General features: G+C 72.1%; 13 protein-coding genes. 4 read left to right on the top strand and 9 right to left on the bottom strand.

Annotated elements, in window-relative coordinates:
* The first annotated feature begins 30 nt into the window (after positions 1 to 30).
* On the top strand, positions 31 to 720 hold the full coding sequence (locus tag MicB006_RS26830; RefSeq protein ID WP_116509870.1) for a DUF998 domain-containing protein: 690 nt from the start codon (positions 31 to 33) through the stop codon (positions 718 to 720).
* A gap of 58 nt (positions 721 to 778) precedes the next feature.
* On the opposite strand, the gene MicB006_RS26825 is transcribed toward MicB006_RS26830, so the two are convergent.
* Both MicB006_RS26825 and MicB006_RS26820 read right to left on the bottom strand, forming a co-directional pair.
* A complete protein-coding gene (locus tag MicB006_RS26825) occupies positions 779 to 1,828 on the bottom strand; it encodes a S1 family peptidase (protein WP_116509869.1) in 1,050 nt (349 codons plus the stop codon).
* A 230-nt stretch (positions 1,829 to 2,058) separates the two neighbouring features.
* Positions 2,059 to 2,532: a helix-turn-helix domain-containing protein gene (locus MicB006_RS26820; protein ID WP_116509867.1), complete on the bottom strand. Its 474-nt coding sequence runs from the start codon at positions 2,530 to 2,532 to the stop codon at positions 2,059 to 2,061.
* Positions 2,533 to 2,587: 55 nt separating this feature from the next.
* Here MicB006_RS26820 and MicB006_RS26815 point away from each other — a divergent pair, with 55 nt between their 5' ends.
* Complete coding sequence (locus tag MicB006_RS26815; protein ID WP_116509866.1) at positions 2,588 to 3,088, top strand: PaaI family thioesterase; 501 nt, start codon at positions 2,588 to 2,590, stop codon at positions 3,086 to 3,088.
* A gap of 113 nt (positions 3,089 to 3,201) precedes the next feature.
* Here the strand turns inward: MicB006_RS26815 and MicB006_RS26810 are convergent, their stop codons facing one another.
* From MicB006_RS26810 to MicB006_RS26800, 3 genes are read right to left on the bottom strand one after another with little or no spacing between them, the layout of a single operon-like run.
* Entirely contained in the window at positions 3,202 to 4,146 is a 945-nt protein-coding gene (locus MicB006_RS26810) for an acyl-ACP desaturase (RefSeq protein WP_116509865.1), read from the bottom strand.
* Positions 4,147 to 4,197: 51 nt separating this feature from the next.
* Positions 4,198 to 5,538, bottom strand: coding sequence for a histidine--tRNA ligase (gene hisS / locus MicB006_RS26805; RefSeq protein WP_116509863.1), 1,341 nt, complete (start codon positions 5,536 to 5,538; stop codon positions 4,198 to 4,200).
* Positions 5,539 to 5,593: 55 nt separating this feature from the next.
* On the bottom strand, positions 5,594 to 6,313 hold the full coding sequence (locus MicB006_RS26800) for an MBL fold metallo-hydrolase (RefSeq protein WP_116509862.1): 720 nt from the start codon (positions 6,311 to 6,313) through the stop codon (positions 5,594 to 5,596).
* Positions 6,314 to 6,549: 236 nt separating this feature from the next.
* Between MicB006_RS26800 and MicB006_RS26795 the strand changes: the two genes are divergently transcribed.
* Both MicB006_RS26795 and MicB006_RS26790 read left to right on the top strand, forming a co-directional pair.
* Positions 6,550 to 7,419, top strand: coding sequence for a peptidylprolyl isomerase (locus MicB006_RS26795; RefSeq protein ID WP_116509860.1), 870 nt, complete (start codon positions 6,550 to 6,552; stop codon positions 7,417 to 7,419).
* Between the two features lie 92 nt (positions 7,420 to 7,511).
* Positions 7,512 to 8,354, top strand: coding sequence for a peptidylprolyl isomerase (locus MicB006_RS26790; RefSeq protein WP_073827656.1), 843 nt, complete (start codon positions 7,512 to 7,514; stop codon positions 8,352 to 8,354).
* A 75-nt stretch (positions 8,355 to 8,429) separates the two neighbouring features.
* Here MicB006_RS26790 and MicB006_RS26785 read toward each other — a convergent pair whose 3' ends face one another.
* The 4 genes from MicB006_RS26785 to secD form a co-directional block, all read right to left on the bottom strand.
* Positions 8,430 to 10,901: a bifunctional (p)ppGpp synthetase/guanosine-3',5'-bis(diphosphate) 3'-pyrophosphohydrolase gene (locus MicB006_RS26785; RefSeq protein WP_116509858.1), complete on the bottom strand. Its 2,472-nt coding sequence runs from the start codon at positions 10,899 to 10,901 to the stop codon at positions 8,430 to 8,432.
* A gap of 223 nt (positions 10,902 to 11,124) precedes the next feature.
* A complete protein-coding gene (locus MicB006_RS26780; protein ID WP_116509856.1) occupies positions 11,125 to 11,691 on the bottom strand; it encodes an adenine phosphoribosyltransferase in 567 nt (188 codons plus the stop codon).
* 97 nt (positions 11,692 to 11,788) lie between these two features.
* The gene (gene secF / locus MicB006_RS26775) at positions 11,789 to 12,982 is read right to left on the bottom strand and encodes a protein translocase subunit SecF (protein ID WP_116509854.1); all 1,194 of its coding nucleotides are present in this window, start codon (positions 12,980 to 12,982) and stop codon (positions 11,789 to 11,791) included.
* Position 12,983: 1 nt separating this feature from the next.
* The gene (gene secD / locus MicB006_RS26770) at positions 12,984 to 14,885 is read right to left on the bottom strand and encodes a protein translocase subunit SecD (protein WP_192900141.1); all 1,902 of its coding nucleotides are present in this window, start codon (positions 14,883 to 14,885) and stop codon (positions 12,984 to 12,986) included.
* Positions 14,886 to 15,072: the final 187 nt, after the last annotated feature.

Raw genomic sequence — 15,072 nt, 5'->3', positions numbered from 1 at the left:
GGGCCCGGTCCGGCGGTTTACCGTGGCCGGGTGCGTGCCGTACCCAGCTGGGCCGTGGCCACCGCGGCCGCCGCGCCCGCGCTGCTGGTGGCGGGCTGGACGGTCGCGGGCGCCCGCCAGGGGCCGGAGTACGACCCGGTGCGGGACACGATCAGCGAGCTGGCCGGCGAGGGCGCCACCGATCCGTGGTTGATGGGCGTCGCGCTGGTGCTGCTCGGCTGCTGCTACGCCGCCACCGCCGCCGCGCTGCACGCCGCCGGGCTGTCGAGCCGTTTCCTGCTCGCGCTCGGCGGGCTGGCCACCGTCGCGCTCATCGCGTTCCCCCGCCCGCAGGTGGGTGGCTCCCCGGCGCACGGCGTGACCGCCACAGTGGCGGTGCTCGCGTTGTCGCTCTGGCCGGCCGGGTCGGCGCTGCGCCTGCCCCGGAGAGTGCCGCGTGCGGTGGCCGCTTCCCCGGCGGGCCGGCCGCCGTGGGCGTTCCGCCGGCCGGTGGCGCTGGCCGCGACAGCGGTGCTGCTGGCGCTGTTCGGCTGGTCGGTGGTGGAGGTGACGGGCGGCTCCCGGACCGGGCTGGCCGAGCGGGTGGCAGCGCTCGCGGTGACGCTCTGGCCGCTGGCGGCGGTGCTGTCCGCGCGGCGGGCCCACCGGCACTGGACGGCCCGGCCGCCGCGCCCGGACGGGCCGCCGGTCAGCCCGGGCCGCCGGGAGGCGGGCGCCTGACCGGGTACGCGGAACGGGCCACCGGTCACCCGGCGGCCCGTTCACTGCGTTGCGCGGATCAGAAGACGCTCACGCCGTAGCGGCTGAGGGCCTCGGTGACCGGCTGGAAGTAGGTGGTGCCACCGGTGCGGCAGTTGCCGCTACCACCGGAGGTGAGGCCCAGCGCGGTGGTGCCGGCGAACAGCGAGCCGCCGCTGTCGCCCGGCTCGGCGCAGACGTTGGTGCGGATGAGGCCGGAGACGCTGCCCTCGGCGTAGTTCACGGTCGCGTTCAGCGCGCTGACGCTGCCGCTGCGCAGGCCGGTGGTGCTGCCGGAACGGCGGACGGACTGGCCGACGTACGCGTTGCCGGCCGAGGTGATGTCCTGGAAGCTGCCGTTGTACAGCGACACGTTGCCGGCCGCGTTGGCCGAGTTGTTGTGCCGGACGATGCCGTAGTCGTTGCCCGGGAAGCTGGTGCCGGTCCGGGTGCCGAGCAGGCTGGTCTGCCCGGAGTTGCTGTACCAGCTCGACGAGATGTTGGTGCAGTGGCCCGCGGTGAGGAAGTAGTAGGTCGAGCCGCTGCGGACGTTGAACCCGAGCGAGCAGCGGCCACCGCCGCCGGCGTAGATCGCCTGACCGCCGGAGATCCGGGTGCTCAGCACGCCGGCCTCGGCCTCGATGCGGATCGCGCCGTTGTGACGGGCGGCGGCGGCCTTGACCCGCTCCAGCTTCGCGCCGGTGACGGTGCTGTCGACGGAGACGACGACCTGGTTCGTGGCCGGGTCGGTCCACCAGGCGGTGCCGGGGATCTTGGCGGAGCGCTCCAGCTCGCCGGTGGCGGCGTTGAGCTTGTCCGCGCCGCGCGTCACGATCTTTGCGATGGCGCCGGCGGCGCGCACCTGGCGGGCGGTCGCGGTGTCGGTCACCGTGACGATCATCTTCCCGCTGGCGTCGGCGTACGTGCCGGCGGCGCGGGCGCCGAGCTTCTCGACGAGGGTGGCGGCGGCGTCCGGCGAGAGGGCCGCGGGGGCGGCCTGCGCGGGGGCGCTGAGCAGCGAGCCGGTGACCAGGGTGCCGGCGACGGCGACTGCGGCGGCGCGGCGGAGCGTGGACCTCGTGGGTCGCATGTAACAACCTCCGAATGGGGGTGAACGGGCGCTGTCATGGGGGCGCGCCCGAGGGCAACCCGGGCGACCTGGGGAAACCGCCCGAGTGCCCAAAGTATTCACACATTTAAGATCGTAAGCAAGACATGGCTTTGCCCTAATTCGCACCCGCGCCCGATGTAACGCCTGAGCAACAACATCGACTCAAGGTGTCAGAGCCTGCGATCGACCCGCGTCGACGTGCCGAACGGTCAGAAGCGACGGCGGGCGCCGGGGCCGGGACGGGCCAGCACGTCGCGCGCCTCGGTGATCTCGTGCCCCTCGGCGCAGCGCAACTCGACCCGGACCTCGGCGCCACAGTCGCGGTGCGCCACGCTCAGCGGCGAGCCCTGCGGATCGGCCAGGTAGCGGTCGCCCCACCCGAGCACGGCGACGAGCACCGGCCACAGGTCCAGGCCCATCTCGGTGAGCCGGTACTCGTGGCGCGGCCGGCTGCCCGGCTCCCGGTACGGCTCGCGGCGCAGCACGCCCCGCTCGACGAGCATGGCGAGCCGGTTGGTCAGCACCTGGCGCGGGATGCCGGTGCGCACCCGCATGTCGTCGAACCGGCGTACGCCGTTGAAGACCTCGCGCAGCACGACCAGGGTCCACCGCTCGCCGAGGATCTCCATGGCGCGCGCGATGGTGCAGTTCTCCACCGACCAGTCCAGTGCCGCGGGTCTCATCCGACCAGGCTAGGTCTCATTGACAGACTCAGCAACGCGCTGCGAGGCTGAGTCCATGACGCAGACGCAGGAACGCTCCCGCACGTTCACCTGGTCCGACCCGGCCGCTGGGGCCGCTCACCTGGGCCGGCGAAGCGGCCTGGAGCTGATGCGGGCGATGATCGCCGGCGAGCTGGCCGCGCCGCCGATCATGCACCTCATCGACATGTCCCGGATGGAGGCCGAGGAGGGGCGCGTCGCGGTCGAACTGCTGCCGCAGGAGTTCCACTACAACCCGCTCGGCACCGTGCACGGCGGCGTCCTCTCCACGCTGCTGGACACCGCCGCGGCGTGCGCCGTGCACACCACGCTGCCGGCCGGCGTCGGCTACACGTCGCTGGACCTCAACGTGAAGCTCCTGCGCCCGGTCACCGTCGACACCGGCACGCTGCGCTGCGAGGGCACCGTGCTCCAGCGGGGCCGCCGTACCGCCCTGGCCGAGGCCCGCCTGACCGACCCGGCGAACCGCCTGGTAGCCCACGCCACCTCAACTTGCCTGATCTTCCCCCTCCCCTGACCCGCCCCTGCCCACCCTCTCCTCGGCGATCTTGCAGTTACGGCCCCCGCAAACGCCGTGAAACGGGCGCCGTGGGGGCCGTAAGTGCAAGATCGCGCGGGAGAGGGGCGGGGTCAGGGCTGGGGGGTGGTGGCGGCTACTCGGGCGGCGCGGGCGGCTCGGCGCTCCTCGAAGCGGGACGCCTGGGTCTCCAGGGTGTCGATGTGGGCGGCGATCTGGTCGCGGGCGGCCTCGCCGTCGGCGTTCAGACCGGTCACCTCGAACAGGTTCCACTGGCGCAGCACCGGCATCACCACGTCGTCGCGGTGCTGGCGCAGGTCGTAGATGCCGGCAAGCGCGATCGCCACCGACTTGCGGGCGAAGCCGTCGATGCCCACGCCCGGCATTTGGAAGTTGGTCAGCACGTCGGCGACCGCGCGCATGGCCTGCGACGGCGCCAGCTCGAACGCCGCGCCGAGCAGGTTGCGGTAGAAGACCATGTGCAGGTTCTCGTCCGCGGCGACCCGGGCCAGCAGCGCCTCGCACGTCGGGTCGCCGGTGGCCCGGCCGGTGTTGCGGTGCGAGATGCGGGTGGCCAGCTCCTGGAACGACACGTACGCCAGCGAGTGCAGCATCTCCTGGTCGTGCACGTTCTGGTAGCCCGCCGACATGTGCACCATGCGGGCCCGCTCCAGCGCCACCGGGTCCACCGCCCGGGTCACGGTGAGGTAGTCGCGAATCGCCGTGCCGTGCCGCCCCTCCTCGGCGGTCCACCGATGCACCCAGGTGCCCCACGCGCCGTCGCGCCCGAACAGGGTGGCGATCTCGTGGTGGTACGAGGGCAGGTTGTCCTCGGTGAGCAGGTTGACGATCAGCGCCGTCCGGGCCACCTCGGGCAGCGTCGAGTCCTCCGGCGACCAGGCCTCGCCGCCCAGCGGGCCGTCGAAGGTGCGGCCCTCGCTCCACGGCACGTACTCGTGCGGGAACCACTCCTTGGCCAGCGACAGATGGCGGTCGAGGTTCTTCTCGACCACCGGCTCGAGTTCGGTGAGCAGAGCGGTCTGGCTGAGCACGGTCACGACGTTCTCCCTACGGTGGCGTAACTTACGCCACCGTAGGTCGAAACGCCTTCAGGCGCCAGTGCCGGCCGGGCCGACCAGCGGCTTCAGGTCCGCCCGGGGCGGCCTCCACTCCCCCGCCGAGGCGGCCACCTGCTCGCCGGAACGGATGTCCTTGACCTCGTCGCCGTCCGCGCCGGGGAACCAGACGTACGGGATACCGCGCCGCTCGGCGTACCGGATCTGCTTGCCGAACTTGGCCGCCGACGGGGACACCTCGGTGGGCACACCCCGCGAGCGCAGCGCCGCCGCGACCGCGTCGCTGGCCGCCCGGTCCTCCTCGGCGGTGACCGCCACCAGCACACAGGTCGGCACCGAACGGGACACCGACAGCGCCTCGGCGCCGAACAGCAGGCCGAGCAGCCGGGTCACCCCGATCGAGATGCCCACCCCGGGGAACCGGACGTTGCCGGAGCTGGCCAGGTTGTCGTACCGGCCGCCGGAGCAGATCGAGCCGAACCGCTCGTAGCCGATCATCTGCGTCTCGTAGACCGTACCGGTGTAGTAGTCCAGGCCCCGCGCGATGCGCAGGTCGGCCACGCAGAGGCCGGGCGCGTGCGCGGCCGCGGTCTCCACCACGGCGGTCAGCTCCGCGACGCCCTCGTCCAGCAGCGGGTCGCTCACCCCGAGCGCGCGCACCGCGTCGGCGAAGGAGGCGTCCGGCGCGGAGATCTCGGCCAGCGACAGCACGGCCTTGGCCTGCGCCTCGCTCGCCCCGGCGGTCTCGGCCAGCAGCTCCGTCACCTTCGCCGGGCCGATCTTGTCGAGCTTGTCGACGGCGCGCAGCGCCGCCTCCGTGTCGGTCAGCCCGATGCCCCGGTAGAAGCCCTCGCAGATCTTGCGGTTGTTGACCTGGATGCGCACCGGCGGGATCGCCAGCGACCGCAGCGCGTCGCCGATGACCAGCGGCATCTCCGCCTCGTAGTGCGCCGGCAGCGTGTCCCGGTCGACGATGTCGATGTCGGCCTGGAGGAACTCCCGGTACCGGCCCTCCTGCGGGCGCTCGCCCCGCCACACCTTCTGGATCTGGTAGCGGCGGAACGGGAACTGGAGTTTGCCGGCGTTCTCCAGCACGTAGCGGGCGAACGGCACGGTCAGGTCGAAGTGCAGGCCGAGCGCGTCGTCACCGGCCGGCCCGTCGGCGTCGGCCTGCAACCGGCGCAGCAGGTAGACCTCCTTTGCGGTATCCCCCTTCCGCAGCAACTGGTCCAGCGGCTCCACCGAGCGGGTCTCCAGTGGCGCGAAGCCGTACAGCTCGAACGTGGTGCGAATGCGATCGAGCACGAACTGCTCGATCATCCGCTGCGCCGGCGTCCACTCGGGGAAGCCGGAAATGGGCGTGGGCTTGCTCATGGGCGTACTCCTCGATCCCGCGCGGCGCGCGGGCGAAACGTCGTGGTCGCGGCGGTCAGAGGCCGCGGGTGGGCGCGGCCGGGCGCGCGCCGCCGACGCCCGCCACCTCGACGAGGTACGGGTTGGTCGCGCGCTCGCGGCCGATAGTGGTCGCGGGGCCGTGGCCGGGCAGGACGACTGTGTCGTCGGCCAGTGGGAGCACCTTGTCCCGCAGGCTCGACAGCATCCGGGGCATGCTGCCGCCCGGCAGGTCGGTACGGCCGATCGAGCCGGCGAACAGCACGTCACCGGAGAGGCAGATCTGCTCGGCCTCCCAGGGCGAGCCGGCGCCGGGCAACCGGAACAGCACCGACCCGCCGGTATGGCCGGGGGCGTGGTCGACGGTGATCTCCAACCCGGCGAGCGACAGCGTCGCGCCGTCGGTCAGCTCGGCCACGTCGTCCGGCTCGGCGTACGGCAGCCGGCCACCGAACAACTGGGTCAGGTCCATCGACAGCGCCTTGCTCGGGTCGGCCAGCAGCTCCCGGTCGTCCGGGTGGACGTAGGCGGGAATGCCCCGCGCCCCGCAGACCGGGGCGACGGAGAAGGTGTGGTCCAGGTGGCCGTGGGTGAGCAGCACGGCGGCCGGGTGCAGGCGGTGCTCGGCGAGCACGGCGTCGAGCCGGTCGAGCACCCCGATGCCGGGGTCGACCACCACGCACTGCTCCCCCGGAGCGATCGCCACCACGTAGCAGTTGGTGCCGAAGGCGTCCGCGGGAAAGCCGGCCACGAGCACGTCGCTCCCCTTTCCGTCCGGTCGTCGTCCCGTTCAGCCTAGTCGTAGCGGCCAGCGAGTTCCGTCCGCCACCGCCACCGCCCAGCCGGTCCCGGCTGAGACGGCGGGACCTCGTACACGACATTCACAGTCGCTACCCGTACACTCTGGCGGGCGTGTGGCGTGGCGCACCCCGACCGGAACGGCGGCCGGCGCCCGGCGCCGGCGGCGATTCAGGCAGAGGAAGGGGAGCGCACGTGGCTTCCAGCAGGGACCGGCAGCGCAAACTGGCGCGGGCCAAGCTTGACCGGCAGCTCGCCCGGCGGGCGGCGGTCGCGAAGCGCCGCCGGCAGATCCGGGCCGGTGTGGGCGCGGCGGTGGTGCTCGTGCTGATCGTGGCCGGTTCCGCCTGGGCGCTCGGCGCGTTCGACTCGGAGCCGAAGAAGCAGGCCGCCGAGGACGTCTGCCTCTGGACCGCGCAGGACGGCGCCGTCAACACCAACCTCAAGGACGTCGGCGAGCCGCCCACCACGGGCCTGCCCACCTCGGGCACCCGCCCGATGACGATCACCACCAACCAGGGTGGGCCGATCACGGTCGAGCTGGACCAGACCGACGCGCCGTGCGGCGCGGCGAGCCTGAGCTACCTGGCCGGCCGCTCGTTCTTCGACAACACCACGTGCCACGAGATCACCGCCGAGGGCGCGCTGCGCTGCGGCGACCCGACCGGCACCGGGCTCGGCGGCCCGACCTACTCGTTCTTCGACGAGAACGTCCCGAGCGCGCCGGAGCCCAGCCCGTCGGCCTCCCCGGCCCCCGGGCAGCCGGCGACGTACCCGAAGGGCACGGTCGCCATGATCGGCAACCCGCCGGGCAGCAACGGCAGCCAGTTCCTGATCTTCTTCAAGGACGCCAGCCCGGCCAAGCCGGCCTACTCGGTGGTCGGCAAGGTCACCGGCGGTCTCGACGTGGTGGAGAAGATCGGCGCCATGCCGACGGTGGACAATGGCAACGGCGACAAGGTCAAGCCCAAGACGCAGGTCCTTGTGCAGAGCGTCACCGTCGGCGAGCCCGGCGCGGCTCCGGCCGGCAGCCCCGCGCCCTCGCCGAGCGCCAGCGCGGGCTGAGAACACAGGCGAGCCGGCGGCGTGCCGCCGGTGCGATCCAGACGTGACCCGGCGCGCGCGCCGACCCCATACGCAGCAGGTGAGGAGTGACCGTGACGTCCACCAGAGACCGCCAGCGCGCGGCGGCGCGAGCCAAGCTCGAACGGGAGATGGCGGAGCGGGCCGGTAAGGCCCGCAAGCGCCGGCAGACCCAGGCGATCGTCGGCGCCGCGGCCGTGCTGGTGCTCGTCGTGGCCGGCACGGTGTGGCTGGCCACCTCGCTCGGCGGCGACGACGACGAGCAGACGGGCGGCGCCACCGCCGCCGACGCCGTGCAGTGCGCGTACACGGAGGTGCCCAAGGAGGGCCGGCCGCCGCAGATCAAGGACGTCGGGCTGCCGCCGACCCAGCAGGCCGGCAAGGGCTCCCAGACGATGACGATCGACACCAACCTGGGCCCGATCACCGCCAAGATCGACCGCGCCGCCGTGCCCTGCACCGCTGGCAGCTTCACCCACCTGGCGGAGAAGGGCTTCTTCGACAACACCAAGTGCCACCGGCTGGTGACCCAGGGCATCCAGGTCCTCCAGTGCGGCGACCCGAGCGCCACCGGCAAGGGCTGGCGGGACACCGACGGCACCGGCGGGCCGAGCTACAACCTGGCCGAGGAGAACCTCCCCACCAACAAGCGCCCGCCGTACCCGGAGGGTGTCATCGCGATGGCCAACTCCGGGCAGCCGGGCAGCACCGGCAGCCAGTTCTTCATCGTGTACGGCGACTCGTCGCTCGACCCGAACTACACGGTGCTGGGCACCATCACCGGTGGCATGGACGTGGTGAAGCAGGTCGCCGCGGCCGGTGACGACGGCGCGTTCGCCAAGCAGGCCGGCGGTGGTCACCCGAAGAAGGAGATCACCATGACCAAGGTGACCATGAGCCCGATCCAGGGCGGCTGAGCCCTCCGGGGTACGACGACGAAGCGCCCGCCGGCTGATCCCAGCCGGCGGGCGCTTTCGCGTGCGTGGGGTGGCTCAGGCCCCGGAGGTGACCCGGTACGCGTCGAACACGCCGTCGACCTTCCGGACGGCGGCCAGCAGGTGCCCGAGGTGCTTCGGGTCGGCCATCTCGAAGCTGAACCGGCTGACCGCCACCCGGTCGCGGGTGGTGGTCACGGTCGCGGAGAGGATGTTCACCCGCTCCTCGGACAGCACCCTCGTCACGTCGGCGAGCAGCTTGTGCCGGTCCAGCGCCTCGACCTGGATGGCGACCAGGAACGTGGAGGCGGAGGTGAGCTTCCAGCTGACCTCCACCACCCGCTCGGGCTGGGCGCGCAGGTCCTCGGCGTTGGCGCAGTCGTCCCGGTGCACGCTCACCCCGCCGGAGCGGGTGACGAAGCCGAACACCGAGTCCGGCGGCACCGGCGTGCAGCAGCGGGCCAGCTTGATCCAGACGTCGCTGACGCCACGCACCACCACGCCCGGGTCGGCGCTGCTCTGCCGGCTGCGCGGCGGCCGGGTGGCGACGGCGGTCTCGGCGATGTCTTCCGCCGCGCCCTCCTCGCCGCCGTAGGAGGCCATCAGCTTCTGCACCACCGACTGCGCGGAGACCTGGCTGTCGCCGACCGCCGCGTACAGCGAGGCCACGTCGGCCAGGTGCAGGTCCCGGGCGATCGCCATCAGCGCGTCCGAGGTGAGCATCCGCTGCAACGGCATGCCCTGCTTGCGCATGGCCTTGACGATCGCGTCCTTGCCGGCCTCGATCGCCTCCTCGCGCCGCTCCTTGTTGAAGTACTGGCGGATCTTCGTACGCGCGCGCGGGCTCTTGACGAAGCCGAGCCAGTCCTGCGTCGGGCCGGCCGTGTCGGACTTCGACGTGAAGATCTCGATCACGTCGCCGTTTGAGAGCGTCGACTCCAGCGGCACCAGCTTGCCGTTGACCCGCGCGCCGATGCACTTGTGCCCGACCTCGGTGTGCACCGCGTACGCGAAGTCCACCGGCGTCGACCCGGTCGGCAGCGGGATGACGTCGCCCTTGGGCGTGAAGACGTACACCTCCTGGCTGGACAGGTCGAACCGCAGCGCGTCCAGGAACTCGCTCGGGTCCGCCGCCTCACGCTGCCAGTCCAGCAGCTGCCGCAGCCAGGTCATCTCGTCGATGTGCGCCGGCGGGCCCACCACCGGGGTGCCCTTGTGCTCCTTGTACTTCCAGTGCGCGGCGATGCCGAACTCGGCGGTGCGGTGCATCGCGTACGTGCGGATCTGCATCTCCACCGGCTTGCCGGTGGGCCCGATGACAGTCGTGTGCAAGGACTGGTACATGTTGAACTTGGGCATGGCGATGTAGTCCTTGAACCGGCCCGGCACCGGCTGCCAGTTGGCGTGGATGACCCCCAGCGCCGCGTAGCAGTCGCGCACCGTGTCGACCAGGATCCGCACACCGACCAGGTCGTAGATGTCGTTGAAGTCGCGCCCCCGCACGATCATCTTCTGGTAGATCGAGTAGAGGTGCTTCGGCCGCCCGGTCGTCTCCGCCTTGATCTTGGCGGCCTTCAGGTCGGTGGACACCTTCTGGGTCACCTGGCGCAGCAGCGCCTCACGCTGCGGCTGGTGCTCCCCGATCAGCCGGTTGATCTCCTCGAACCGCTTCGGGAACAGCGTGCCGAAGGCGAGATCCTCCAGCTCCCACTTGATCGTGTTCATACCGAGGCGGTGGGCCAGCGGCGCCAGGATCTCCAGCGTCTCCTTGGCCTTCTGCTCCTGCTTCGGGCGCGGCAGGAAGGTCAGGGTCCGCATGTTGTGCAGCCGGTCGGCCAGCTTGATCACCAGGACCCGGGGGTCCTTCGCCATCGCGACGACCATCTTGCGGATGGTCTCCGCCTTGGCCGCGTCGCCGAGCTTGACCTTGTCGAGCTTGGTGACGCCGTCCACGAGCAGCGCGACCTCGCCGCCGAAGTCGGCGCGCATCTGGTCGAGCGTGTACTCGGTGTCCTCGATGGTGTCGTGCAACAGCGCCGCGACCAGCGTGGTGGTGTCCATGCCCAGGTTCGCCAGGATGGTCGCCACCGCGAGCGGGTGCGTGATGTAGGGGTCACCAGACTTGCGGTACTGCCCCGAGTGCCACCGCGCGGCCGTGTCGAAGGCGCGCTGCAGCAGCCGGGCGTCGGCCTTGGGGTGGTTCTCCCGGTGGGTGGCGATCAGCGGTTCCAGCACCTCGCTGACCTGCGAGGTCTGCCAGGGCGCGTTGAACCGGGCCAGCCGGGCGCGTACCCGCCGGCCGGTGGGCGCGTTGGAGAGCGCGAACCCGCCGCTGGTCGACGGGTCACCGGAACTCTCGGTCGGGAACGGCACCACGACCGCCCCGCCGTCGGCAGTCGCGTCGGGCGCGCCGCCGGTGGCGCCGGTCGCCCGGGCCTGCGGGTTGCCGCTGCGCTCGGTCACCGAGCCGTCCGCGTCGCCTGTCGGGTGCACCGTGCCCTCCACCGGAGGGACGACATCGTGGGACACCGGCCTCCTCACCGCTCGCCGGGATGCGCCGGCCGTTCGGCCGACGTCTCGTTCAACCGGCCCGGGGGCCGGTGTTGTTCCGCGGCTCCGGGGCCGGGCCCCGGCGCCTGCGCCGCCCCGGACACCTCGGCCGGGTCGGGCAAAGCGCAATGCTACCCGTACGCAGGGTACGCCACCGCTCCCCCGGACGGTCGGCGCCGACCGGCCCGACGGCCGGTCGGGATCAAACGGTCAACAGGGCGTGCACCGGGCGCGGCGCGAGCCGCTTGCGGCCTTCGAGGAAGCCCAGCTCCAGCAGCACGGTGAACCCGGCCACCGTCCCGCCGGCGCGTTCCACCAGGTCCAGCGTGGCCTCGGCGGTCCCGCCGGTGGCCAGCACGTCGTCGAGCACCAGCACGCGGTGGCCGGCGGTGAAGGCGTCCTGGTGCACCTCCAGCGTCGCCTCGCCGTACTCCAGCGCGTAGGAGGCGGAGTGCGTGGCCCGGGGCAGCTTGCCGGCCTTGCGCACCGGCACCACGCCGACCCCGGTGGCGTACGCGACGGCCGCGGCGAGCACGAACCCGCGCGCCTCGATGCCGGCGACGGTGTCGAACGAGTCGCGCCCGTGGTACGCGATGATGCCGTCGATCACCTCACGGAACGCCGCGCCGTCGGCGAACAGCGGCATCAGGTCCTTGAACATGACACCCGGCTTGGGGAAGTCCGGCACGTCCAGCAACCGGCTGGCGACGAGCTGGGCGGCCTCCGGGCCGCTGTCTCCGCGTACGCCCGTGGTGTGGGTCTCCGTCACAGTGCGTCCCATGTCCTCTCGAAACGACGACGGCGTCCGTCATGCCGTGACATCAGCATGACGGACGCCGTCGTCGCGATTGCGTCCGGCCCTACGGTCAGCGGCGCTTGCCGCCGGGCCGGTTGCCGCCACCGCCCGCGGGCCGGCCGCCGCGGGCGCCGCTGGGACGCTTGCCGGCCGGGCGGGCGCCGACCTTGGGGGCGGCGCCGGCGAGCGCGGCGGCCTCCGGGTCGATCGGCGCGTCGGCGTCGGCGGCCGGGGCGGCGCGCGGGGCGCCCTTCGGGGTGATCTCGCCCCGGGCCAGGGCGGCCCGGCGGGACTGCACCCGCTTGTTGTGCGCGCTGATCCGCGGGTCCATGTTCTTCAGCAGCACCAGCAGCGGGGTGGCCAGCAGGATCGAGGTCAGGAACGCCACCGCCATACCGACGAACAGCACCAGGCCGAGGTCCTTCAGCGTGCCCGCGCCGAGCAGCCCGGCACCGATGAAGAGCAGGCCGCCGACCGGCAGCAGCGCCACGACCGAGGTGTTCAGCGACCGCATGAGGCTCTGGTTGAGCGCCAGGTTGGACGCCTCGCCGTAGGTGACGTTGTTGTTCGCGGTGATGCCGCGTGTGTTCTCCTGCACCTTGTCGAAGACCACCACCACGTCGTAGAGCGCGAAGCCCAGGATCGTGAGGAAGCCGATGATCGTCGACGGGGTGACCTCGAAGCCGACCAGCGAGTAGATGCCGGCGGTGAGGGCCAGGTTGGTCAGCAGCGAGATGATCGCCGCGACCGCCATCCGCCACTCGAAGCGCAGCACCAGGTAGATCGACACCACCGCGATGAAGATCAGCAGACCGAGGAAGGCGCGGGAGGTGACCTGGCTGCCCCACGCCTCGGAGACCTGGCTGCCGCTGATCTGGTCGGCCTGGATGCCGAACTCCTGCGCCATCGCGGCCTTGGCCGCGTTGGCCTGCTCGGCGCTGAGCTGCCCGGTGCGCATCTCGTAGAACTCGCCGCTGGTGCTGCCGACCTTCTGCGCGCTCACCACCTCGACGCCGGGCGCCTCGTCGGCCAGCACCTCGTCGACGGTCTGCTCGGCCCGGTCCAGCGTGCCGACGCTGGCCGGCACCTGGAACGTGTTGCCGCCGGCGAACTCGATGCCGAGCTTGAAGCCGCTGATCGCGAAGCTGAGCACCGCGATCAGGACCAGGACGCCCGCCACGCCGAACCACAGGTTCCGGCGGCCGACGATGTTGAGATCCGCCTCGCCCCGGTAGAGCCGGGCGGCCAGACCGTTCTTAGCCATCTCAGGCCTCCTTGACACGCGGGTTGCGGGCGGTGCCCGACTCGGCCGACCGGGCCGGCAGCGCCCGACCCAGACCGCTGACCCGCGGCGACAGGAACGCCCGGGTCCGGGCGAACATCGTCATGATCGGGTGGCGGAAGAGGAACACGACGACCAGGTCGAGCACTGTCGCCAGGCCGAGCGCGAAGGCGAAGCCCTTCACCGCGCCGACCGACACGATGTAGAGCACCACTGCCGACATCAGCGTGATCGCGTTCGCCGAGATGATCGTCCGGCGGGCCCGGATCCAGGCGCGCGGCACCGCGCTGCGTGGACTGCGGCCCTCCCGGATCTCGTCCTTCAATCGTTCGAAGTAGATGACGAACGAGTCCGCCGCCACACCGAGCGAGACGATCATGCCGGCGATGCCGGCGAGGGTGAGCGTGAAGCCGATCGAGCGGCCGAGCACCACGAGCGCGCCGAAGACGAGCAGCGCGGAGAGCACCAGGCTCAGGAAGATGACCGAGCCGAGCAGCCGGTAGTAGAAGAACGAGTAGATGATGACCAGCAGCATGCCGATGCCGGCCGCCAGCAGACCCGCCTTGAGGTGGCTGTCGCCGAGCGTCGCGGTGACGTTCTGCTGCTCCTGCGGCTCGAACGTCACCGGCAGCGCGCCGTAGCGGAGCTGGCTGGCGAGCGCGTTCGCGGTCTTGTTGTCGAAGCTGCCGGTGATCTGCGAGTCACCGGTCAGCACGCCCTGGATCTCCGGGGACGAGACGATCGCGTTGTCCAGCACCACGGCGACCCGGCACTTGCCGTCCTGGCCGAGCGCGGTCTGGTCGCAGGCCTGGCCCTCGTTGTTGAACGCCTCGCGGGTCAGCGCGGTCCACTTCTCCTGGCCCTTGCCGGTGAAGTTGAGGCTGACCACCCAGGAGCTGGTCTGGTCGAGCTGGGCGGAGGCGTTCTTGACGTCGGTGCCCAGCACCTTCGCCACGTCGAGCAGGTACTTCGCGCCGGACTCGCAGGCGACCGCCTTCTGCTTCTCGTCCTTGATCGAGGCGGCCGGGCGCTTGTCGAGCTGTGCGCAGGTGATGGTCGGGACGTTGAACTGCATCTCGACCGGCAGGACCGCGACCTCCTGCGGGGTGAGCGTGCCGAACGGCTTGAGCTTGTCGGCGAGCGTCGGGTCCGTGGTGAGGTCGGCCGGGGCCTGCAGGCCCGAGGCCGCGGCCCAGGCGGCCGCGCCGACCTTCTGCTCGACGGCCTTGCGCTGCTGCTCGATGCTCTGCGGCACCGGCTCGGCGCTGGCGCTCGGGGAAGCGGCGCTCGGCGTGGCCGACGGGGTGGCCGGGGCGCTGGCGCTCGGGGTCGGGGCCATGCCGCCCTGTCCGCCGGCGCTCGGCGACCCGCTGACCTTGGGGCTCGTGGTCGCCTGCGGCGACGCGCTGCCCGACGGCGCCGGGCTGGCGGTCCCGGACGGAGCGGCGCTCGGGGTCGGCGCGGGCGCGGCGGCGGCGCCGCTGCCGTCGGTGGCCTTGAGGACCTTGCGGAAGCGCAGCTCGGCGGCGCTGCCGACGTCGGTCAGGTCCCGGTTCTGGCCGGGCAGGGAGATGACGATGTTGCGGTTGCCCTCGGTGACCACCTCGGCCTCGGCCACGCCGTACGCGTTGACCCGGCTCTCGATGATCTGGCGCGCCTCCTCGAGGTTGCCGGCGGTCGGCGGCTTGCCGTCCACGGTGTTTGTGGCCTCGAGCGTCAGCCGGGTGCCGCCGACGAGGTCCAGGCCGAGCCGGGGCTCCAGCCGGTCCTTCCAGCCACCGCTGGCGCCGCCCGAGAAGAACACCAAAAGATAGAGGACGACGAAGATGAGCCCGAGCACGGCGAGCTGCCGCCCGGGCCGCATCTGTCCCTGAGGTGGTGCCACGGCTGTCCTGTCTCCCTGTACGGTCGCGCCGCTTTCGCGGCGGCGACAACTGTCGGGCCGGGGGTGTCCGCCCGACTGCTCCGGCGGGTCGGCACCGGCTGACGGCACGCCGACCGGGGCGCGGCACGGGGGCGCCGCACGGCCTGGCCGGGTGCCGGCGCCGGACGCCGACCCCAACTATCCACTT

Origin of the sequence: Micromonospora sp. B006, from assembly GCF_003408515.1 — a bacterium.
Taxonomy (GTDB): Bacteria; Actinomycetota; Actinomycetes; order Mycobacteriales; family Micromonosporaceae; genus Micromonospora; species Micromonospora echinospora_A.
This window is presented reverse-complemented; position numbering and strand designations above follow the sequence as displayed.

What these genes read in the sequence shown, in the direction of transcription:
- MicB006_RS26820 (WP_116509867.1), bottom strand. Translation starts at nt 2,532, where the DNA reads ATGAGACCCGCGGCACTGGACTGGTCGGTGGAGAACTGCACCATCGCG.
- secF (WP_116509854.1), bottom strand. Translation starts at nt 12,982, where the DNA reads ATGGCTAAGAACGGTCTGGCCGCCCGGCTCTACCGGGGCGAGGCGGAT.
- hisS (WP_116509863.1), bottom strand. Translation starts at nt 5,538, where the DNA reads ATGAGCAAGCCCACGCCCATTTCCGGCTTCCCCGAGTGGACGCCGGCG.
- MicB006_RS26815 (WP_116509866.1), top strand. Translation starts at nt 2,588, where the DNA reads ATGACGCAGACGCAGGAACGCTCCCGCACGTTCACCTGGTCCGACCCG.
- MicB006_RS26825 (WP_116509869.1), bottom strand. Translation starts at nt 1,828, where the DNA reads ATGCGACCCACGAGGTCCACGCTCCGCCGCGCCGCCGCAGTCGCCGTC.